This is a genomic window from Arthrobacter sedimenti, assembly GCF_042652025.1.
Classification (GTDB): Bacteria; Actinomycetota; Actinomycetes; order Actinomycetales; family Micrococcaceae; genus Arthrobacter; species Arthrobacter sedimenti.
Genome location: NZ_JBHSDQ010000003.1, coordinates 305,493 through 326,512, shown reverse-complemented (window position 1 = coordinate 326,512; position 21,020 = coordinate 305,493). Strand labels below are relative to the sequence as shown.

The following is a 21,020-nucleotide window of genomic DNA, read 5'->3' as shown; positions in this document are numbered from 1 at the left end:
GCCGTGACCCCCGAGGAACTGCTGCCGGATGAGCTCCTCGAGCGCATCCGCGGCCGCGCCGCCGCATATGACCGTGACAACGCCTTCTTCCACGAGGACCTCCAGGAGTTGGCAGCGGCCGGGTACCTGAAGCTCTTCGTGCCAACGTCCGACGGCGGCGGGGGACTTGGGCTCGAAGCGGCCGCGCAGTGCCAGCGAAGGCTGGCAACGGCTGCCCCTGCCACGGCACTGGCCGTCAATATGCACCTGGTCTGGACCGGCGTCGCACACGTCCTGGCTGCCCGGGGCGACCACTCGTTGGCCTTCGTCCTCGAAGAAGCCGCCCAGGGCGAGGTGTTCGCTTTTGGCAATTCGGAAGCCGGCAACGACTCCGTCCTCTTCGACTCCCGGACCGCCGCCATGCCGGAACAGGACGGCGGCTACTCGTTCACAGGGACAAAGATCTTCACCAGCCTCTCACCGGCCTGGACCCGCCTGGGCATCTTTGGAAAGGACCCTGATGCCCGGAACGGCGCGGGCGAACTCGTCCACGGCTTCATCAGCCGCGAGACCCCCGGCTACCGGATCCTTGACGACTGGGACACCCTGGGCATGCGGGCCAGCCAGTCCGCCACCACTGTCCTGGACGGCGTGACCGTCCCAGCGAACCGGATCTTCCGGAAACTTCCCGTAGGCCCCAACGCCGACCCGTTGATATTCGCAATCTTCGCCTGTTTTGAGAGCCTCCTGGCGGCTGTCTACACGGGGCTGGGCGAACGTGCGCTGGCCGTGGGCGTGGAGACAGTGAAGCGGCGGACCTCCTTCAAGAACGGCGGACGCAGCTATGCCCAGGACCCGGACATCCGCCGGAAGGTGGCGGACGCCGCCATGGCCATGGACAACCTGTACCCCCAGCTAAGGTCCGTGACAGCCGACGTCGACGCCCTGGCCGACCACGGGGCCCAATGGTTCCCCAAACTGGTGGGCCTGAAAGTCAATGCGACGGAGACAGCGCGCCGCGTGGTGGACCTGGCCATCCGCGTCAGCGGGGGATCAAGTTACTTCAGGGGCTCGGAGCTGGAACGGCTCTACCGCGACGTGCTGGCCGGGATGTTCCACCCCTCTGATGACGAGTCGGCCCACAATACTGTGGCCAACGCCTGGCTGGGCCCGCTGGAAGACTAAGCGGTCCGCCGGGCCGCATCACCTAGACGGTCCGCCGGACCTGCATCACCCGGCGCCGCAGCCAAAAGCGCCTGCCGCCGCCCACGTACAGCTTGCTGCGTTCCAGTTCCCACTTGCCGTATTCGGAGTGCTCAACCAGCCGGCGCCGCGCCTCGGGCAGGGAATCATCAGGGCTGACGGTCAGTACGAGGTACTCGTACTGCCGCAAATAATCCCGTTCCCGCTGGACCGAGCTGGTGAGAAATTGTTCCTTCATTTGCTCTCCATTTTCGTCCTTTTCCCGCTAACGTGAAGTCATGAGCATCGATCCGCGTGTCGCGCTTTCGTCCCTGACCACCGCTTTGGAAGAACACCTTATAGCAGCATCCAACCGGCGCGGGGACGGCGACCCCTCAGTCGAGGCAGCATTTTTCGCAGTTGCCGATGCTTTCGAAGTTTACGAGGACGCGCTCTACGAGGCCTACAACGAGGTGACCCCGCTTCAGGTCTTTGACGACGAGGATGAAGAGGACGAGGAAGCCGACGTGGACGACGACGAAGACCTGGAGATCGTCGAGGAATAGCGCCGCCGGCGGAATACCAGCAGCGCTAGGATGCTGCCGAAACGTCCTCCAGGGCCCGCGCGATCTGCGGCGGCAGTGGGGACAGCTGGGCGTCGAGGATTTCCTTCAGCTGCACGGGCGTGCGGGCGCCGACGATGGCCGTGGCAACTCCATGCTGGGACAGCAGCCACGACAGCGCCACGTCCTGGGGCGTCCGGCCCAGCCCGTTGGCAGCCATGCACACCGCATCAACGATCCGTGACGGCTTCTCCGCCAGGTAAGGCTCCACGTACGCGGCTTCGCTCACCGAAGCGCCACGGGAACCGGCCGGGATGGTGCCCCGGTATTTCCCGGTGAGGACGCCACGGCCCAGCGTCCCCCATGCCATGAGGCCAAGCCCTGCATCCTCACCGGCCGGCAGCAGCTCAGCCTCAGCCGACCGGTTAAGGAACGAGTACTCGGCCTGGACCGCCACCAGCGGGACACTGCTGACGGCCGCCGCCTTCGCGGCCTGCCAGCCCTTGAAGTTGGAGATCCCTGCATACCTGGCCCGCCCGGAACGGACCGCGAAGTCAAGTGCCCCCAGCGTCTCGTCAAGGGGAACGTTGCCGTCCCACGCCTCGGCAAACCAGAGGTCCACATAGTCGGTGCCCAGCCTGGCCAGGCTGGCGTCCAATCCGGTGAGCATCGCGTTGCGGGACGTGTCCACCGCGCGCCGGCCATCCGGCGTCGTCATTCCTGCTTTGGTGGAGATGGAAACCTCGGTGCGGGACACCACGTCACCCAGCAGGGAACCAAGGACCGCCTCTGATGCCCCGCCCGCATATGAAGCTGCAGTGTCCACGTGGCGGCCGCCGGCATCAAGGAAGGTGCGCAGCAACTCTGAAGCGTCCTGGTCGTCAGTTTCCCCGCCCCAGGAACGGGTGCCCAGGGAGAGGGCTGAAACTCGCAAACCACTGTTGCCGACGTAACGCTGCTGCATAGCAGCAAGCTTACGGGCAGAAGCACCGGTGCCATGCCGTAGGGTCTTAGCGTGAACTGGTTTGAAGCGGCCCTGCTGGGCCTTGTGCAGGGACTGACCGAATTTCTACCGATTTCATCGAGCGCGCACCTGCGGATCGTGGGGGAGTTCCTCCCCAACGCGGAAGACCCGGGGGCCGCCTTCACGGCCATCACCCAGCTCGGTACGGAGACCGCCGTACTGATCTTTTTCTGGCGCGACATTGTCCGCATCGTCAAAGCCTGGGCCGGGTCCCTCACCGGCAAAGTGCCGCGGCAGGATCCTGACGCCCGGATGGGCTGGCTGGTGATCCTGGGCAGCCTCCCCATCATCGTGCTGGGCCTGCTCTTCCAGGACCAGATCGAATCCGTGCTCCGCAGCATGTGGATCGTGGCCACCATGCTGATCGTCTTCGGCCTGATCCTTGCCGTGGCCGACGCCACCGGCGCCCAGAAACGGGACCTGACGCACCTGACCTACAAGCACGGCATCCTCTACGGCCTGGCCCAAGCCCTGGCGCTGATCCCCGGCGTCTCCCGCTCCGGCGGCACCATCACCGCCGGCCTGCTGATGGGCTACACGCGGGAAGCCGCGGCACGGTATTCGTTCCTGCTCGCCATCCCCGCGGTGTTCGGCAGCGGGCTGTATCAGCTGTACAAGGTGGTCACCAAGGAAGGCATTTCCGGGCCGTTCGGCCTTCCGGAGACCGCCCTCGCCACCGTGATCGCCCTGGTGGTGGGGTACGTCATCATCGGCTGGTTCCTGAAGTTCGTGTCGACGCGCAGCTACCGCCTTTTCGTCTGGTATCGGATCTTCCTGGGCCTGGCGCTCTACCTCCTGCTCGGTTTCGGCGTCATCAGCGCCTAGGGCTAGGCTTGGGCTTGTGAAATCCTGGACTTCCCGCCCCGTTCCTGCCCTGCCCGGAAACATGCCCGCCATCCGGCTGTTCGACACTGCGGCAGGCCGCGAAGTGGCGCTGGAGCAGGAGGCCAGGCCCTCCATGTACGTCTGCGGCATCACCCCCTACGACGCAACCCACATGGGACATGCGGCCAGCTACGTTGCTTTTGACCTGCTCAACCGGGCGTGGCGCGATGCCGGCAGCGAGGTTTCCTACGTCCAAAACGTGACGGACGTGGACGATCCCCTGCTTGAACGCGCAACCGCCACCGGCGTCGACTGGCGTGACCTAGCCGCAGAACAGGTGGAACTCTTCCAGACCGACATGGAAGCCTTGAACGTCCTCGCGCCCGATCACTACGTTGGCGCGGTGGAATCGATCGGCCTGATCGTCCCCGAGGTGGAGCGGCTTGTCAGCATGGGGCTGGCCTACCAGGTGGCCGGCACCAACGGTGAACCTGACGGCGATGTGTATTACGACGTCGAAGCCGCCGGCAAGCAGTCGACCGCACCTGACGCCTGGGTACTGGGCTGCATTTCCCACTTAGGCGAAAGCACCATGCTGGAGCTTTTCGCCGAGCGCGGCGGGGATCCGGGAAGGGCCGGGAAGCGGCAGGCGCTTGACCCGCTGCTTTGGCGGGTGGAACGGCCGGGCGAACCCAGCTGGCCGGGAGGAAGCCTGGGCGCAGGACGGCCCGGCTGGCACATCGAATGTACCGTCATCGCCCAGAAGTACCTGCCGTCGCCATTTACGGTGCAGGGCGGTGGCTCGGACCTGATCTTCCCGCATCATGAGATGGGCGCCGGCCACGCATACTCGCTCGCAGGGGTTCCCCTTGCGCGGCATTACGCCCATGCCGGCATGGTGGGGCTGGACGGCGAAAAGATGAGCAAGTCCAAGGGCAACCTGGTGCTGGTCTCAAAGCTCCGCGGTGCCGGTGAAGACCCGGCTGCAATCCGCCTGGCCATACTGGCGCACCATTACCGCTCCGACTGGTCCTGGACGGACGAAGGCTTCGCCGCTGCCAAGGCTGACCTGGCGGCGTGGCGGACCGCCCTGGACCACGCGCCTGAAGGATCAGGCGAGGCACTCCTGGCCGAAATGCGTCAAGCCTTGGCAGCAGACCTCAACGCCCCGGCAGCAGTCGCCGCAATCTCGCGCTGGGCCCGGACAGCGAACGACGGCGGTGCTGCCGCCAGCGCCGCCGACAGCGCCCTGGTCAAGGACGCGGTGGACGCCCTCCTGGGCATCAGGCTCTGACGCCTTCTACTCCAAGGACCACAACAGAGAAGGGCCTGGGCGGGAAATCTCCCGCCCAGGCCCCTCTCCCATTAACCAATCAGGGCCGGTCCTGGCCCCGCCGCTTCAGGTACCGCTCAAACTCCCGGGCAATGGATTCGCCGCTGGCCTCGGGGAGATCCGCAGTGTCCTTGGCTTCCTCCAATTGCCGGACGTAGGCGGCAATCTCGGGGTCCTCGGTAGCCAGCTCGTCCACGCCGCGTTCCCAGGCGTCGGCCTCCTCGGCCAGCTCATGGGTGTCGAGGGGCACCTGCAGCAGCTCCTCGATGCGGTGCAGGAGGGCAAGCTGCGCCTTGGGGGAGGGAGCCTGTGCCACATAGTGCGGCACGGCGGCCCACAACGACACGGCTGGGATGCCGGCGAGGAGCGCCACCTCGGAGAGGACGCCCACAATGCCAACGGGGCCTTCGTATTGCGAGGCCTCCAGGTTCATGCGCTCCCTGAGCGGGGCGTCGTCGGAGGACGTGCTCACTGGGATCGGGCGGCTGTGCGGGACGTCGGCGAGCAGTGCGCCCACCAGCACCACGTAGTCCACATTCAGCGCCTCCGCATGGGCCAGCAGCTCTGCCGTGTAGGCGCGCCATTTATAGGACGGCTCCGTGCCCTGCACGAAGATGACGTCCACGTTGGAGTTGGGGGCTGTGGCTTTGTAGATGCGGGTGGAAGGCCACTTGATCTTGCGTTCGCCGGCCGCATTCCTGCGGACCGTGGGTCGGGTGAACTGAAAGTCGTAATACTCATCGGCATCGATGGATGCCACCTTTTTGCCGCCCCACAACTTGTTCAGGTAGCGCAGCGAATCGCTGGCCGCTTCTCCGGCGTCATTCCACCCTTCAAAGGCGGCAAGCATCACCGTTACGCGCTGTCCGTCAGCCACTGGCTGCAGGAACCGTTCCCGCTCGGGTCCGGCACCCTGTTCGGCGGTGTCTCCCTCGAAGCTATTCATTTCTTCACCCTACGTCCAAGGTGCAGGCTCGCGCATGGAATGAAGCGCCGCAAATGACCGGGAACCAGTACAAACAGGACCGGCCCTGCGTCATATTCGCCAAGGGCGTAGCCCACAGCCGTCGTCCAGCCATGCCCCGTAGACTGGCGTCATGCGATTTCCTGCCGCCGGTTCACCGCTCAAAGCCGTCCTTTGGGACATGGACGGCACCATCGTGGACACCGAGCCCTATTGGATTGCCGCAGAACATGCGCTGGTGGAGGCCCACGGCGGAACGTGGAGCCACGACCAGGCAATGCAGTTGGTGGGCCAGTCGCTCACCTTTTCCGCGGGCCTGCTCCAAGAGGCCGGCGTGGAGCTCGAAATCCGCGAAATCATCGACACCCTCACCGCCCAGGTGGTCAGGAGTGTCCAGCAGCAGGTGCCCTGGCGGCCGGGTGCCCGTGAGCTCCTTGAGGAACTGCACTTGGCCGGCATCCGCTGCGCCTTGGTCACCATGTCCGAGGGTCCGCTGGCCCGCGAAGTTGTGGCCAGCCTTCCCCGGCCCTACTTTGAAGTGCTGGTCACCGGCGATACCGTGAGCCAGGGCAAGCCGCACCCGGAGGCATACCTGACCGCCGTGGAACTGCTGCAGGAGAACGACCCCCACCTGGGCATCCACCACTGCGTGGCCCTCGAAGACTCCGTGCCGGGCGTGGCCGCGGCCGTGGCCTCCGGCGTCGCCACCGTGGCCGTGCCCCACATTGTGCCGCTGCCGGACGACGGCAGTTACGCTCTCTGGGACACCCTCGCAGGGCGCAGCCTGGCCGAACTGGAAGCCCTCCTGCTGCAGGCCGACGCAACCGGAGCGGCCGCCGCTTCAGCAGGTGATGCACGTGGCTGATCCGGGCGCCGGCCAAGGCACCAACCCGGCACGCCGTGAAGGGATCCCGCTGGGACGCATCGCCGGCGTCCCTGTCGTCCTCGCCTACTCGTGGTTCGTGATCGCAGCCTTCACCGTGATCGTCTATGGTCCTGTGCTGGCCAGGAACAACCCGATGCTGGGCATGAGCGCCTACGTCGTGGCCTTCGCGTACGCCGTCCTGCTCCTGATCTCAGTGCTCGTCCACGAACTCGCCCATGCGCTGACGGCAAAGATCTACGGCTGGCCCACGCAAAAAATCGTTCTTAACCTCTGGGGCGGCCACACCCAGTTCGAAAGCTTTACATCGTCCCCGGGCCGGTCAGTGCTGGTGGCGCTGGCGGGGCCGGCTGCCAACTTCGTCCTGGCGGGCGGAGCCTGGTTGCTGCTCGGCACTGACAGCCTGGGAAGCGTTGCGGAAATCCTGACGAACATCTTCATGTGGGCGAACTTCCTGATCGGCGTCTTCAATGTCCTGCCGGGCCTGCCTCTCGACGGCGGCCGGCTGGTTGAGTCCATCGTCTGGAAAGCAACCGGCAGCCAGGCGAAAGGAACCGTTGCGGCCGGGTGGGGCGGGCGGATCATCGTCCTGGCCATTGCCTACTGGTTCCTCCTTCGTCCGTTCCTCGCCGGAGAGAACCCGGACTTCAGCCTCCTCATGATCACCATCCTGGTGGGCGGGTTCCTCTGGATGGGCGCGTCGGCGTCCATCCAGCAAGGCACGCTGCGCGGCCGGCTCCCGCTGGTCAGTGCCGCGGCGTTGTCGACGCCTGCCGCCGGAATGCCTGCCACCGGCACCGTGCGGGATGCCCTCCGCCTGGGGGCGGCAGGAACAAAGTCCGTGGTGGTCTGTGGACCCGACGGCAGGCCCCAGGGCGTGGTGGACCCGGACGCCCTGGCATCAGTGCCGCCTGCCGCAGCCGATAACACCCCCATCACGGCGGTTTCGTTTCCACTGGCTGCAGGCGCCTACGTCCCCGAATGGTCCAAAGGGCAGGAGCTGATCCAGTTCCTTTCACAGGTTGAGGGACGCCACTATGCAGTGGTGGACCACAAGGGCATGGTCACCGGGCTGATGACCCAGGAGGCGGTCCTCGCTGCCATCACCGGCAAGCGCCCGCGCAACGATAAGCACCCGCAGGGCCAGAACCGGTAGAGTTACCTGCCGGTCGTGCATTGCCGCCGCTAACGCCAAAACGTCCCATGGGACTGTCGGGCCGCGGCACAACAGGTTTACAGGAGCGAGGAAAAACATGAGCAGCGAAACTGCCGTCAACGACGCCAACGGAGTAGCGCAAGCCGGTGCTGCCGCCAGCGGCTCGCAGCCGGTGGGAGCTGCACGTCGCCGCGGCCCCTTCCGCGAAGGCGAACGCGTCCAGCTCACTGATGAGCGTGGCCGCATGAACACCATCACGCTGGAACGCGGCGGCGCATTCCACACCCACCGCGGGTTCCTGAACCATGACGAAATCATTGGCAAGGTTGACGGCTCCGTGGTGGTGAACAACGTGGGCCAGCAGTACCAGACCCTCCGCCCCCTGCTTTCCGACTTTGTCCTCTCCATGCCGCGTGGCGCCGCCGTCGTCTATCCCAAGGACGCCGGCCAGATCGTCACCATGGCGGACATTTTCCCGGGTGCACGCGTGGTGGAGGCCGGCGTCGGCTCGGGCGCCCTCTCCATCTCCCTGCTCCGCGCCGTGGGCGACAACGGCTACCTGCATTCCTTCGAGCGGCGCGAGGAATTCGCGGACATCGCCCGCGGAAACGTCGAGACCATCTTCGGTGGACCGCACCCCGCCTGGCAGATCTCCCTCGGTGATTTCCAGGAGGAAGTGGTCAAAGCCGAGGAACCCGGTTCCGTGGACCGCGTTGTGCTGGACATGCTCGCCCCCTGGGAATGCCTCGACGCCGTCGCTACCGTCCTTGCCCCCGGCGGCGTGTGGATCAACTACGTTGCCACCGTTACCCAGCTCTCCCGCACCGCGGAAGCCATCCGCGCGGACGGCCGGTTCACGGAACCCGACGCCTGGGAGTCAATGGTCCGCGGCTGGCACCTTGAAGGTCTCGCCGTGCGTCCCGACCACCGCATGGTGGCCCACACCGGGTTCCTGTTGGTCACGCGGCGGCTCGCCGACGGCGTCACCGGCATTTCGGTCAAGCGCCGCCCGTCCAAGACCGAGTTCAACGAAGAGGACGTTAACGCGTGGACCCCGGGCGCCGTGGGGGAGCGGGCCGTGTCGGACAAGAAGCTCCGGCGCGCCGCCCGTGACGCCATCGCAGGGACAAATGTCGTGGACACGCCCGAGGTCACGAACTAGTCCACATTTCGGGAGTCTCCATCCCTACCTGCCATCTTGGGACTAATGTCTTAAGAGAAGCGCAGGAAGGGGCTGATACATCATGGAGACACCAAACCAGGACTCCGGACGTACACCGGCAGAGCAGTCTGCCGCCAACGACCTCTCGGTTGCTGACCGCCAGGTCAACATTCTTCGGGACAAGCTCAGGCACATCGACCGCCAGCTGGCGGCAGCCACGCAGAACAACTCCAAGCTGGTCAGCATGCTTGAGACCGCGAAGGCAGAGATCCTTCGGCTGAAAAACGCCCTGGACCAGGAAGGGCAGCCGCCCTACAGCTTCGGCACCATCCTTCAGATCAACCCAAGGCGGCAACCCGCCCCGGGCAACAGCGGCCAGGCGGCCACTGAAGAATCGGTGGACATCTTCAACGCCGGGCGGAAAATGCGGGTGGGCATCAGCCCGTTGGTGAACATCAACCAGCTTGCAGTAGGGCAGGAAGTGCTCCTGAACGAAGCACTCCTGATCGTGGCAGGGCTGGGCTACGAACGCGCCGGCGAACTGGCCACCCTGAAGGAGATGCTGGGACGCGACCGGGCCCTGGTGGTGGGCCGCGCGGACGAGGAACGCGTCGTTCGGCTGTCCGGAGCCCTCCTGTCCGAAAAACTCCGGGTGGGCGATGCCCTCTCCGTCGACTCGCGGACAGGCTACGCCTTGGAAAAAGTGCCCCGCTCCGAGGTGGAGAACCTGGTCCTTGAGGAAGTTCCGGACATCACCTACGAGGACATCGGCGGCCTTGGTCCCCAGATCGAACAGATCCGCGACGCCGTCGAACTGCCGTTCCTGCACCCGGACCTTTACCGGGAACATGGCCTGAAGGCTCCCAAGGGCATCCTCCTGTATGGTCCTCCCGGCTGCGGCAAGACCCTGATCGCCAAGGCGGTTGCCAACTCGCTCGCCGCCCGCGCCGCGGAGCGGTCCGGGAATGTTGACTTGAAGAGCTACTTCCTCAACATCAAGGGCCCAGAGCTCCTGGACAAGTACGTGGGTGAAACAGAGCGGCACATCCGCCTGATCTTCTCCCGCGCCCGGGAAAAGGCCTCGGACGGCAGCCCCGTCGTGGTGTTCTTCGACGAGATGGACTCACTGTTCCGCACCCGCGGCACCGGCATCTCGTCCGACGTCGAAACCACCATCGTGCCTCAGCTCCTCAGCGAGATCGACGGCGTGGAGCGCCTCGACAACGTCATCGTGATCGGCGCGTCCAACCGCGAGGACATGATCGACCCCGCCATCCTCCGGCCCGGCCGGTTGGACGTCAAGGTCAAGATCCAGCGGCCCGATGCCGAAGCTGCTGCAGACATTTTCAACAAATACATCACCACGGACCTGCCGTTCCACGAATCCGACCTGGCCGAACACAACGGGGACGTCCAGGCCACCGTGGACGCCATGGTCCAGCGCACGGTGGAAGCGATGTACTCCACGGACAAATCCAACGAGTTCCTGGAGGTCACCTACGCCAACGGTGACACTGAAATGCTGTATTTCAAGGACTTCAACTCCGGCGCGGTGGTGCAGAACGTGGTGGACCGGGCCAAGAAGTATGCCATCAAGGACCTGCTGACCACGCACCAGAAGGGCCTTCGAATCGAGCATCTGCTGCGCGCCGTGGTTGACGAATTCCGTGAACATGAGGACATGCCCAACACCACCAATCCGGACGACTGGGCACGGATCTCCGGGAAGAAGGGCGAACGGATCACCTACATCCGCACCATCGTCCAAGGCAAGGCCGGCCAGGAGCCGGGCAAGTCCATCGAGACCATGCCGACCACGGGACAGTATCTATGACGGGTGCACAGGGATCCGCCGGTGGGGAGGGCCTCCCCGCCGGCGGGGCCATGCGCGTCATGGGAGCGGAAACCGAATACGGAATCCATGCTCCTTCCGCACCTTCCGCCAACGCCACTATGATGAGTGCCAGGGTGGTGCAGGCTTATGCCCAGGTCACCCGGCAACGCGCTGCCGGCGGAGCCGAAACCCGCTGGGACTACACCGATGAAGAGCCGCTGCACGATGCCCGCGGCTGGACAGTGGACAGGGGCGCGGCACATCCCAGCCAGCTGACCGACCAGCCGCCGGTGCTCGACGCGGAAGCGGTCGCCTTGGCGTACGGCCGCGAGGAACTTGAGCTCGACGGCCAGGACGAATCCGGGACCCTGCTGATGAACATGGTCCTGGGCAACGGGGCCCGGCTGTATGTCGACCACGCGCACCCCGAGTACTCAAGCCCCGAAGTCACCAATCCACGCGACGCCGTGGCCTGGGATGCCGCAGGTGACCTGGTGGGACTGGCTGCAATGCGGCGGCTGGCCGCGGACCCTGCGCTCCCACCGGTCAACCTGTACAAGAACAACACGGACAACAAGTCCGTGTCCTACGGTTCGCACGAGAACTACCTCATGCCAAGGTCGGTGCCCTTCGGGGATATTGTGCGGGGGCTGACGCCGTTTTTCGTAAGCCGTCAGGTAGTCTGCGGTGCCGGCCGGCTGGGACTTGGCCAGGACAGCTCTATCCCCGGCTTCCAGATCAGCCAGCGGGCGGACTTCTTCGAAGCTGAAGTGGGTCTCGAAACCACCATCCGCAGGCCAATCATCAACACCCGGGATGAGCCGCACGCCACCGCGGACAAGTACCGTCGCCTGCACGTGATCATTGGGGACGCCAACCTCAGCCAGGTATCCAATTACCTCAAGTTCGGTACTACAGCCATGGTCCTCAGCCTTATTGAAGCCGGGCTTGCGCCCAAAATTGAAGTCTATGAACCCGTCGCGGCCCTCAAGACTGTCAGTCATGACACCTCCCTGACCGCAAAGCTGCGCCTATTGGACGGGAGGCGCGTCACGGCCCTGGACCTCCAGTGGATCTACCACGAAGCTGCGGCCAAACTCGCGCAGGACACCGGTGTGGGTGATGCCGTGGACGGTGACGGACATACCCACGAGGTCCTTGAGCGATGGGCGTCCGTCCTCACCCAGTTGGACAGTGACAGGGCCGCCGCCGCCACCTCCGTGGAATGGCTTGCCAAGCTTTCGCTGCTGGACGGCTACCGCCAGCGCGACGGACTGGAGTGGAGCGACGCACGGCTGGGCCTGGTGGATCTCCAGTGGGCGGACATTCGGCCCGAGAAAGGCCTTTACTACCGCTTGCTGTCCAGGAACCGGATGCAGCGCGTGGTGGATGATGCCGCCATCGCCGCCGCAGTAGCGGAGCCGCCGGCAGACACCCGGGCCTTCTTCCGGGGTAAGTGCATCAGCAGCTTCGGCAAGGATGTGGTGGGGGCAAGCTGGGACTCTGTCATCTTCGATGTGCCGGGTTATGGACGGCTTCAGCGGGTGCCCACCCGGGAACCCCTGAGGGGAACCAAAGCCCTGACCGGAGCGTTGTTTGAGCGCTACCGGGAAGCGGGTCCATTCCTCGGGGAATTGCTGGGACACAACAGCACTCCGCCTGCGGCGTAAACCGCGCCGGAACGTCCGTCCCGTGGCAGGATGGGCATATCGGAGGATCCGCCGGATCCACCGAAGGAAGAAGGAGGGAAACCAATGGCAGGCCAGGAGCAGCAACAGCCCCAGTCACGCGACAGCCAGGTCGACGAAGACATCCCCGAGGCACCCCCGGCACCGCCTGAGGCGCAGGCCTCGGCATCAACCGAAGGCGTGGACGACCTGCTCGACGAAATCGACGGCGTGCTGGAATCCAACGCTGAAGAGTTCGTCCGGGCATTCGTCCAAAAGGGCGGCCAGTAACCCGGACCCGGAAGGTGGCGGAAGCCGCGGAAGGCCGGGGTCTGTGCCCACGTTGAAGTACCACGTTCAAGGAGTGATGAGTGCAGGAATCAACCGCCAACCAGGTAGCCGCAAACGCCACCTCGTCCTTTACGGAACACCTTTTACGGGACCGGCCCGAGCTGTTGCCCTTTAACCGGTCCCTCCAAGGTGGTGCGTCCGCGGCTGCCCCGGTGCAGGTCCCACACGCCACCACCATCGTTGCCATGAGCTACGGCGGCGGTGTTCTGATGGCGGGGGACAGGCGGGCCACCATGGGAAATGTCATCGCCAGCAGGCACATTGAGAAGGTTTTTCCCGCGGACCACTTCTCGGTCCTCGGCATCGCCGGGACGGCGGGCATTGCGATTGACCTGACCCGGCTCTTCCAGGTTGAACTCGAGCACTACGAAAAGATCGAAGGCACCCAGCTGAGCCTTGAGGGAAAGGCCAACCGGCTGGGGGCCATGATCAGGGGCAATCTTCCGTTGGCCCTGCAGGGTTTGGCGGTGGTGCCCCTGTTCGCGGGTTTCGACACCACCGCCGGTGTTGGCCGCTTGTTTTCCTATGACGTCACGGGCGGCAGGTACGAAGAACACGAACACCACACCGTGGGCTCCGGTTCTGTTTTTGCCCGCGGTGCCCTGAAAAAGCTTTGGCGCCCCAACCTTTCCGCAGCGGAGGCACTCTCCGTTGCCGTGGAGTCCCTGTATGACGCCGCCGACGACGATTCCGCCACGGGTGGTCCGGATACCGTCCGCCAGTTGTGGCCCGTTGTTTACACGGTGGACAGGACGGGTGCGCGCCGGGTGCCGGAGCCTGAGCTCGCTGCTGCTTCCCGCCGCGTCATTGAAGCGCGCACCATCGCCGGACGGGAGGCCTGAGATGACCCAGCAGTTTTATGTCTCGCCCGAACAGCTGATGAAGGACCGCGCGGATTTCGCGCGGAAAGGCATCGCCCGGGGCCGCTCGGTTGTGGTCATCAGTTGCGCCGACGGCATTGCACTCGTCGCCGAGAACCCTTCGCCGTCCCTCCACAAGATCGGCGAAATCTATGACAAGATCGCCTTCGCCGCGGTGGGTAAATACAACGAATTCGAAAGCCTCCGGCAGGCCGGCGTCCGCTACGCCGACGTCCGGGGATACTCCTATGACCGGGAGGACGTCACCGCCCGCGGCCTGGCAAGCGTCTACGCGCAAAGCCTGGGTGCCGTCTTCACCGCGGAACAGAAGCCTTTCGAGGTGGAACTTGCCGTCGCGGAGGTGGGCAACACGCAGGCCGAAGACCACCTGTACCGGCTGACGTTCGACGGCTCCATCGCCGACGAGCACAGCTTCGTCGTGATGGGCGGCCAGGCTGAGAAGGTGTCATCGGCCATCGACGCCGGCTGGCAGGCCTCACTTGGCTTCGCCGACGCCGTGCGGCTGGCACTGAAGGGGCTCACGCCCGTCCAGGAGGGGGAGCAGCCGGCAGCGCCGCTGCCGCCCAGCGCCCTCGAAGTGGCCGTACTGGACAGGCTTTCCGACAGCACCCGTGGCACCCGGCGCGCCTTCCGCAGGCTCAACGACTCGGACATCACAGCACTGCTGGCCTAGGAGGACCACATGGACAAGAGAATCTTCGGCATCGAAACCGAGTTCGGGATCTCTTACTCGAGCCCGGACTCCAGGCCTCTTGCTCCCGAGGAAGTGGCCCGGTACCTCTTCCGCAAGGTGGTCAGCTGGGGCCGGTCGTCCAACGTCTTCCTTACCAACGGTTCGCGGCTGTACCTCGATGTAGGGTCCCACCCCGAATACGCCACGGCAGAATGTGACGATCTTGCCCAGCTGATCGCCCATGACCGTGCCGGTGAACTTATCCTTGACGACCTGGTGGATGAGGCCCAGGCACGGCTGGCTGCTGAAGGGTTCAACGGCACCGTCTACCTGTTCAAGAACAACACAGACTCCGCCGGCAACTCCTATGGCAGCCACGAGAACTACCTCATCCCCCGGCGGGGCGAGTTTTCCCGCCTTGCCGAAATCCTGATTCCGTTCCTCGTCACCCGGCAGCTCATCGCCGGGGCCGGCAAGATCCTGAAGACCCCCCACGGTGCCACCTACGCGTTTTCCCAGCGCGCCGACCACATCTGGGAGGGCGTCTCCTCCGCCACCACCCGGTCCCGCCCCATCATCAACACCAGGGACGAGCCGCACGCGGATGCTGAGTTCTACCGGCGCCTGCACGTCATCGTCGGAGACTCCAACATGTCCGAGGCGACGGCACTGATGAAGATCGGCACCGTGGACCTGGTTCTTCGGATGATCGAAGCGGGCGTGATCATGCGCGACATGCGGATGGAAAACCCCATCCGCAGCATCCGGGAAATCTCGCACGACCTCAGCGGCCGCGCCCTGGTCCGCCTGGCCAACGGCCGCCAACTCACAGCCCTTGAAATCCAGCAGGAGTACTTGACCAAGGTCACGGCGTTCGTCAAGGAACACGGCGCCCACAACCAGCACGTTCCCGTGATTCTGGACCTGTGGGAACGCACGCTGCACGCCATCGAGTCGGGTGATACCAGGGGCATCGACACGGAAATCGACTGGGCCATCAAGAAGAAGCTGATGGACAACTACCGCGAACGGCACGGCCTGGGCCTGGAGGCCCCCCGGATCGCCCAGCTCGACCTTACCTACCATGACATTTCCCGCAGCCGGGGACTCTTCTACCTGCTGCAGTCCCGTGGTGCGGTGCGCCGGATAGTGGACGACACAGTCATCAAGAGTGCCGTGGACGCGCCACCGCAAACCACCCGCGCAAAGCTCCGGGGGGACTTTGTCCGCCGCGCACAGGAATTGGGGCGCGACTACACGGTTGACTGGGTGCACCTGAAGTTGAACGACCGTGCCCACCAGACAATTCTTTGCAAGGACCCCTTCCGCAGCGTCGATGAACGCGTGGATGCGCTGCTGGACTCCATGGGTTGATCGGCTCCGGGCGGACGTCCAGCTTCAGGGTCTATTCTGGATGAGGTCCTTTTAACGGGGACCTCTCCACGGCACTGTCCGCCGCCACGCGGAGCGTCGTATCCACCCTGCCCCGACGAAAGTTTTCTACGTGCGCCGACTACTAGCAATCCTCCTTCCCGGCCTGCTGCTCCTGACTGCCTGCGGAGGTACAGCCTCCCAGCCCGAACCCAGCAGCCAGTCCGCCGGGGAGACTGCAAAGTTCGACTCCCTCAAGTTGACCGACAACGGGGACAAGAAGGCCCCGGGTGTGGACTTCGACAAGCCGCTGACCGTCACCCAGCCCACCATCAAAGTTGTCTCCGAAGGCAGCGGCGACACTGTGAAGGCCAACCAGGTCGCCAAAATCTCCATCCTGGCCCTGAACGGCACGGACGGATCCCAGCTGGAGGATACGTTCCCCAACGAACCTCAAAGCTTCGAGCTTAACGATGAGCTCAAGACCAGCAACGCCGTCATCTACAACGCTTTCGTGGGCGCAAAGGTGGGTTCCAGCCTTGCCCTCGCCGTCCCCGGCCAGCAGAGTGCACCGTCGGCAAGTCCCAGCCCATCGGACAGCGCAAGCCCCAGCGCCAGCCCCAGTGCCGCTGCCGATCCCACCCAGCTGCTGATCATCAAGGTTCTTTCCGCCTCGGACCCCACTCCCGTTCTGGACAAGCCGCAGGGTGAAACCGTATCGCCGCCGGCCGGACTGCCTACGGTGACTGAAAAGGACGGCGTGCCGGAGATCAATGTAGCGGGTGCAGCCGCGCCCACGTCGCTCGTATCGCAGGACCTGGTCAAGGGCACCGGCGCCACCGTCAAGGAATCCGACACGCTCACCGTAAACTACGTGGGCGTCAACCTCAGTGACGGCACCAAGTTCGATTCCAGCTTTGACCGTGGCCAGCCCGCCACTTTCCCGCTCTCCGGCGTCATCAAGGGCTGGACCCAGGGCCTCACCGGTAAAACCGTAGGCTCCCGCGTCCTGCTGGTCATCCCCAAGGACCTGGCTTACGGTGACGCCGGCCAGGGCCAGGCGAAGGGCGACCTGGTGTTCGTAGTGGACATCCTCGGGGTCAAGTAGCAAGACTTACAGGGACGCCGCGTCCTCCGCGGCAACCATCAGCACTCACGCATAGGAGCAAGCATGTCGTTTGGACAGCGGGAATTCGACCGCCAGAAGCCCGAGATCGATTTTCCGGAAGGCGACGTGCCCACGGAACTCGTCATTACCGACCTCATCGAGGGTGACGGCCGTGAGGCCAAGGCAGGGGACACCGTCTCCACCCACTATGTCGGCGTTGCCTGGTCCACAGGCGAGGAGTTCGACGCCTCATGGGGCCGCGGTGCACCGCTGGACTTCCGCGTCGGCGTCGGCCAGGTCATCCAGGGCTGGGACCAGGGGCTGCTGGGCATGAAGGTGGGCGGCCGCCGCCGCCTGGAGATCCCGTCAGAGCTGGCCTACGGCTCACGTGGCGCCGGCGGAGCCATCGCACCCAACGAAGCCCTGATCTTCGTCGTGGACCTCGTCGGGGTCCGCTGACCCCAGTCAGTGACGCAGCCATGAGCGCGGCTGGACGAGGACAACCCTCCGCCCAGCCGCGCTTTCTGCTTTCGCCCGGGGAGTTTAGTAACGTAACCAACGTGTCCGTAACCCGCACTGAACGACTCCTCAACCTGTTGATCGCGCTGCTCAACACCCGCTACGGGCTTCACCGCAGCGAGCTGCGGGACAAGGTCTACCACGACACCTCCGGCAACGACGTCGCCTTCGGGCGCATGTTCGAGCGGGACAAGAACGACCTGCGGGCGATGGGCTTTGACGTCGAGACACTGACGGACCTGGGCTGGAGCGAGGACGATCCGGCCACCACGCGGTACCGGATCGGCAAGGAATCCAACCGGCTCCCCGATGTCGAGCTTGGGCCCGAGGAGTGGACCGTCCTCCTGCTGGCCTCCCAGCTTTGGGAGCGCGCCGCGCTGGGCAGGGCAGCCCAAAGCGCACTGCGGAAGCTGCAGGCATCCGGACAGCTGGCAGAGGTGCAACTGCCTGCCGGAGTCCAGCCCCGAATCAAACCGGCAGGGCAGGCCTTCGACGACATCGTGGCAGCCATGCACGCGCGGCATCCCGTGAGCTTCACCTACCTGGCCGGCAGTACAGGCAGGGAGGAAGAACGGACTGTTGAGCCCTGGGGCCTGGGCAGCCGCTTCGGCCAGTGGTACCTGATGGGCTACGACCGGGCCCGGAAGGCCGCACGGCAGTTCCGGCTTTCCCGCCTCACCAGTGCCGTAACCACCCTCCCAAGAGAGCAGTACGAGCCCCCCGCCGACTTCAACATCCGGGCGGAGCTGGACCGGCTGCCCGAACTGCCGCTGCGCACCGCCGTGGTGGATGTCCGGAACGGGCGCCTCCTGGCCCTTCGCCGCCGGGCGGTCCCGGATGCCGGAGAGCAGGCCTCGGGCCGCCCCCGCGACGGCTACGACCGGCTCGTCCTGGAGTACCGGGACCCGGAAGTCCTGGCCGAAGAACTGGCGTCCTACGGCCCGGACGCCCTGGCAGTAGAACCCGCCGGACTCGCCGGGGCCGTACGGCGGCGGCTGCAGGGCGCGGCAGACTTCAGCGCCGAACCCGTCCCCGCATACTCCTTTACCGACACCCGTGCACGTGCTGGCCGGAAAGGAACCTCGGAGGACCAGCTCAAGCGGATGCTGCAGCTGGTGCCCTTCCTGGTCCACAACCAGGGCCTCCACATCCAGGACGTCGCCCGCCACTTCGGCGTCACCCGCGAAGAACTCGAAGCGGACCTCCGGATCCTCATTTGTTCCGGATTGCCCGAGGGCTACCCGGACGACCTGCTCGACATCCAGTGGGAGGACGACCACGTCTTCATCACCCAGGACCTCAACCTGAAAAAGCCGGTCCGTTTCACCGTCGAGGAGGCCTGCGCCCTGCTGACCGGGCTGGAGACACTCAATGGCCTGCCTGACCTGACCGGCGGGGGCGCCCTGGAATCGGTCACCCTGAAGCTCCTGGCCGCCGCCGGGGAGGAAGGACTCCGCGCTGCCTCCATCGCCGGCCCGCAGGTAGCTCCCGCGGACGCCGAAACTCACGCCACTGTCCGCCAGGCCATCGAGTCCCGTTCGCAGCTCCACCTAACGTACTTGTCACCGCAGCGGGACGCGGTCACGGAACGCGACGTTGACCCACTGCGGCTCTATTCCCTGGACAACACGTGGTACTTCGAAGCCTGGTGCCACCTGGTGGACGGGCTGCGGAACTTCCGCCTGGACCGGGTACAGGACGTGCACCCCAACGGGGCGCCGGCTCGCAAGGCGGGGGAACGGGACGGGGGTGTCCCGGCCAAGCTGTTCACCCCGAACGACGACGACACGACCGTCACAGTCCAGCTCACCCGGCAGGGGAGGGGGCTGGCGGAGGATTATTACGCGGAGCGGACAGCCGAGCTTCCGGACGGCGGCCTGGTGGCAGAGATCCGGTTTGGCAGCACGGCATGGCTGCCGATGTTCGTGGCCCAGCACGGCGGCGCGGCCCGCATCCTGGCACCCACCGAAGTGGCCGGCGCCGCGCGGGACTGGTTGGCGGCCGCCCTGGACAGCTACGCCGGATAGACTTCTCAGCATGCCTTGGTGGTCCTGGATTCTCATTTGGGTGGCGCTCGTCGCCGTCGCCCTGCTTTTCTATGTCCTGCTGGGCATCCGTCTCTTCCGCCAGTTCATGGCAACCATGAAGGATCTCAGCGCCGCAGGCGCGAAACTGGGGCACCTGGGCTCCGTTGAGGTCCTGGAGGAATCCCATGATTTGTCCCGTCCCGTGCCGGGCTCGGCCGTTTTTGCCTCACCCGCTGACATGCGACATGATTACGAGGCATCCAAACTGGCGCGGCGCGAAGAACGCCGGCGCAGGCGAGTGCAGCGCAAGAAGGACCGGGGCCAGCCGCAGGCGCTCGGAGATCTCGACTTCACATAGAAGTAGGATGTAATTAGAGGAAAGGATTTCCCGTGGGAAGACTCTTTGATGGCCCCTGGCCAATCGTAATCATCATCGTTGTTGCTTTGCTTCTCTTCGCTGCCCCGAAGCTTCCGGCCATGGCCCGCAGCCTGGGCCAGTCGATGCGGATCATCAAGTCCGAGGTCAAGGAAATGAAGAACGACGGCAAAGCCGACACCAACACCGAGGCCTCCGGTCCGGTGGAAGGCACCATCGTGAACCACCCCAAGGCGAAGCCCGGTGAGCCGACAGACGGCACTGACGTTCCGCCGTCGACCCGCGCCTGACCTCCCGTGGCACTGTCGCGGGCCCGTAAAGCCAATCCCGAGGGGCGGATGTCGCTTTGGGAGCACCTCAAGGAGCTGAAGAACCGGCTGATTAAGTCGGCGATCGGCGTCGTCATCGGCGGCATTGGGGGCTGGATACTTTACGATCCGCTGCTGAAGGCCCTGGCGGAGCCGGTAAACCGGATTTCGAATGAGACCGGCGGCCTCGCAGCCATCAACTTCGGGACCATCGCGTCGCCCTTCGACTTCAAGCTGCAGATGTCGCTCCTGATCGGCGCTGTCATCTCCAGCCCCATCTGGATCTACCAGCTCTGGGCGTTCATCACTCCCGGGCTGACATCCAAGGAGCGGCGGTACACCCTGGGTTACATGGCCGCGGCCATCCCACTGTTCCTCGCCGGAATCTGGGTGGGCTGGCTCGTGGTTCCGCAAGTGGTCCACGCGCTGACCCAGTTCACCCCCGCCGGTTCCTCCAGCGTCATTGACGCCAGGACCTACATCGAATTCGTCACCCGCATGGTGCTGATGCTGGGCCTGGCCTTCCTGGTGCCCGTGGTGCTGGTGGGTGTCAACATGGCGGGCATTGTGTCCGGACGCACCATCCTCAAGGCCTGGCGAATCACGGTTTTCCTGGTCTTTGTCCTGGCTGCCATCGCCGCGCCCGGTGCTGACGCGATATCGATGTTCATGCTGGCGGGACCGCTGCTGGCACTGTTCTTCGCAGCAATCGGCATCTGCATCATGAACGACAAGCGCCGCGACCGCCGCCAGGCGCGGCAGGTGGAGGAGACCGAGGCCACCGCAGACATCGCCACCCCAAGCAGCGAACTCAAGAAGCTCTAGGCTGCCGTT

General features: G+C 65.0%; 22 protein-coding genes. 19 read left to right on the top strand and 3 right to left on the bottom strand.

All coding sequences use genetic code 11. The features are described from left to right. Positions 1 to 3 precede the first annotated feature (3 nt). Positions 4 to 1,164, top strand: coding sequence for an acyl-CoA dehydrogenase family protein (locus tag ACFO0G_RS09605; RefSeq protein ID WP_376977246.1), 1,161 nt, complete (start codon positions 4 to 6; stop codon positions 1,162 to 1,164). Between the two features lie 22 nt (positions 1,165 to 1,186). Here the strand turns inward: ACFO0G_RS09605 and ACFO0G_RS09600 are convergent, their stop codons facing one another. Continuing rightward, positions 1,187 to 1,420: a DUF5703 family protein gene (locus tag ACFO0G_RS09600; protein WP_376977243.1), complete on the bottom strand. Its 234-nt coding sequence runs from the start codon at positions 1,418 to 1,420 to the stop codon at positions 1,187 to 1,189. A gap of 40 nt (positions 1,421 to 1,460) precedes the next feature. Between ACFO0G_RS09600 and ACFO0G_RS09595 the strand changes: the two genes are divergently transcribed. Then, positions 1,461 to 1,727 carry a hypothetical protein gene (locus ACFO0G_RS09595; RefSeq protein WP_141941360.1) on the top strand — a complete coding sequence of 89 codons (267 nt, stop codon included), beginning with the start codon at positions 1,461 to 1,463 and terminating at the stop codon, positions 1,725 to 1,727. A 25-nt stretch (positions 1,728 to 1,752) separates the two neighbouring features. On the opposite strand, the gene ACFO0G_RS09590 is transcribed toward ACFO0G_RS09595, so the two are convergent. Continuing rightward, entirely contained in the window at positions 1,753 to 2,688 is a 936-nt protein-coding gene (locus ACFO0G_RS09590; protein WP_376977241.1) for an aldo/keto reductase, read from the bottom strand. A 51-nt stretch (positions 2,689 to 2,739) separates the two neighbouring features. Here ACFO0G_RS09590 and ACFO0G_RS09585 point away from each other — a divergent pair, with 51 nt between their 5' ends. Beyond that, a complete protein-coding gene (locus ACFO0G_RS09585) occupies positions 2,740 to 3,573 on the top strand; it encodes an undecaprenyl-diphosphate phosphatase (RefSeq protein ID WP_376977239.1) in 834 nt (277 codons plus the stop codon). Positions 3,574 to 3,589: 16 nt separating this feature from the next. Continuing rightward, positions 3,590 to 4,867, top strand: a complete 1,278-nt coding sequence (mshC, locus tag ACFO0G_RS09580; RefSeq protein ID WP_376977237.1) for a cysteine--1-D-myo-inosityl 2-amino-2-deoxy-alpha-D-glucopyranoside ligase — start codon at positions 3,590 to 3,592, stop codon at positions 4,865 to 4,867. 79 nt (positions 4,868 to 4,946) lie between these two features. Here the strand turns inward: mshC and ACFO0G_RS09575 are convergent, their stop codons facing one another. After that, the gene (locus ACFO0G_RS09575; RefSeq protein WP_236798377.1) at positions 4,947 to 5,852 is read right to left on the bottom strand and encodes a PAC2 family protein; all 906 of its coding nucleotides are present in this window, start codon (positions 5,850 to 5,852) and stop codon (positions 4,947 to 4,949) included. A gap of 199 nt (positions 5,853 to 6,051) precedes the next feature. On the opposite strand from ACFO0G_RS09575, the gene ACFO0G_RS09570 reads away from it, so the two are divergent. The 15 genes from ACFO0G_RS09570 (at position 6,052) to tatC (ending at position 21,011) form a co-directional block, all read left to right on the top strand. Next, the gene (locus ACFO0G_RS09570) at positions 6,052 to 6,735 is read left to right on the top strand and encodes an HAD family hydrolase (RefSeq protein ID WP_376977476.1); all 684 of its coding nucleotides are present in this window, start codon (positions 6,052 to 6,054) and stop codon (positions 6,733 to 6,735) included. Continuing rightward, complete coding sequence (locus ACFO0G_RS09565; RefSeq protein WP_376977474.1) at positions 6,722 to 7,909, top strand: site-2 protease family protein; 1,188 nt, start codon at positions 6,722 to 6,724, stop codon at positions 7,907 to 7,909. Before ACFO0G_RS09570 ends, ACFO0G_RS09565 begins: the two co-directional genes overlap by 14 nt. A 97-nt stretch (positions 7,910 to 8,006) precedes the next feature. Further along, positions 8,007 to 9,071: a tRNA (adenine-N1)-methyltransferase gene (locus ACFO0G_RS09560; protein WP_376977234.1), complete on the top strand. Its 1,065-nt coding sequence runs from the start codon at positions 8,007 to 8,009 to the stop codon at positions 9,069 to 9,071. A gap of 82 nt (positions 9,072 to 9,153) precedes the next feature. Next, positions 9,154 to 10,905, top strand: a complete 1,752-nt coding sequence (arc, locus tag ACFO0G_RS09555; RefSeq protein ID WP_376977232.1) for a proteasome ATPase — start codon at positions 9,154 to 9,156, stop codon at positions 10,903 to 10,905. Next, a complete protein-coding gene (dop, locus tag ACFO0G_RS09550) occupies positions 10,902 to 12,575 on the top strand; it encodes a depupylase/deamidase Dop (RefSeq protein ID WP_286404209.1) in 1,674 nt (557 codons plus the stop codon). Before arc ends, dop begins: the two co-directional genes overlap by 4 nt. 84 nt (positions 12,576 to 12,659) lie before the next feature. Then, positions 12,660 to 12,863, top strand: a complete 204-nt coding sequence (locus ACFO0G_RS09545; RefSeq protein WP_015937113.1) for a ubiquitin-like protein Pup — start codon at positions 12,660 to 12,662, stop codon at positions 12,861 to 12,863. 80 nt (positions 12,864 to 12,943) lie between these two features. Then, entirely contained in the window at positions 12,944 to 13,765 is an 822-nt protein-coding gene (prcB, locus tag ACFO0G_RS09540) for a proteasome subunit beta (protein ID WP_376977229.1), read from the top strand. 1 nt (position 13,766) lies between these two features. Next, positions 13,767 to 14,477, top strand: coding sequence for a proteasome subunit alpha (gene prcA, locus ACFO0G_RS09535; protein ID WP_286404213.1), 711 nt, complete (start codon positions 13,767 to 13,769; stop codon positions 14,475 to 14,477). A 9-nt stretch (positions 14,478 to 14,486) separates the two neighbouring features. After that, positions 14,487 to 15,851, top strand: a complete 1,365-nt coding sequence (pafA, locus tag ACFO0G_RS09530) for a Pup--protein ligase (RefSeq protein WP_286404215.1) — start codon at positions 14,487 to 14,489, stop codon at positions 15,849 to 15,851. 130 nt (positions 15,852 to 15,981) lie between these two features. Continuing rightward, the gene (locus ACFO0G_RS09525) at positions 15,982 to 16,956 is read left to right on the top strand and encodes an FKBP-type peptidyl-prolyl cis-trans isomerase (RefSeq protein WP_286404216.1); all 975 of its coding nucleotides are present in this window, start codon (positions 15,982 to 15,984) and stop codon (positions 16,954 to 16,956) included. A 63-nt stretch (positions 16,957 to 17,019) separates the two neighbouring features. Further along, positions 17,020 to 17,415 (top strand): FKBP-type peptidyl-prolyl cis-trans isomerase, encoded by a 396-nt coding sequence (locus ACFO0G_RS09520; RefSeq protein WP_066275847.1) that lies wholly within the window; start codon positions 17,020 to 17,022, stop codon positions 17,413 to 17,415. Between the two features lie 101 nt (positions 17,416 to 17,516). Next, a complete protein-coding gene (locus tag ACFO0G_RS09515; RefSeq protein WP_376977226.1) occupies positions 17,517 to 19,502 on the top strand; it encodes a helix-turn-helix transcriptional regulator in 1,986 nt (661 codons plus the stop codon). Positions 19,503 to 19,512: 10 nt separating this feature from the next. Then, the gene (locus tag ACFO0G_RS09510; RefSeq protein ID WP_286404220.1) at positions 19,513 to 19,860 is read left to right on the top strand and encodes a hypothetical protein; all 348 of its coding nucleotides are present in this window, start codon (positions 19,513 to 19,515) and stop codon (positions 19,858 to 19,860) included. Between the two features lie 32 nt (positions 19,861 to 19,892). Further along, entirely contained in the window at positions 19,893 to 20,168 is a 276-nt protein-coding gene (gene tatA / locus ACFO0G_RS09505; protein ID WP_286404222.1) for a Sec-independent protein translocase subunit TatA, read from the top strand. 48 nt (positions 20,169 to 20,216) lie between these two features. Beyond that, complete coding sequence (tatC, locus tag ACFO0G_RS09500; protein WP_142133818.1) at positions 20,217 to 21,011, top strand: twin-arginine translocase subunit TatC; 795 nt, start codon at positions 20,217 to 20,219, stop codon at positions 21,009 to 21,011. The last annotated feature ends 9 nt before the right edge of the window (positions 21,012 to 21,020 follow it).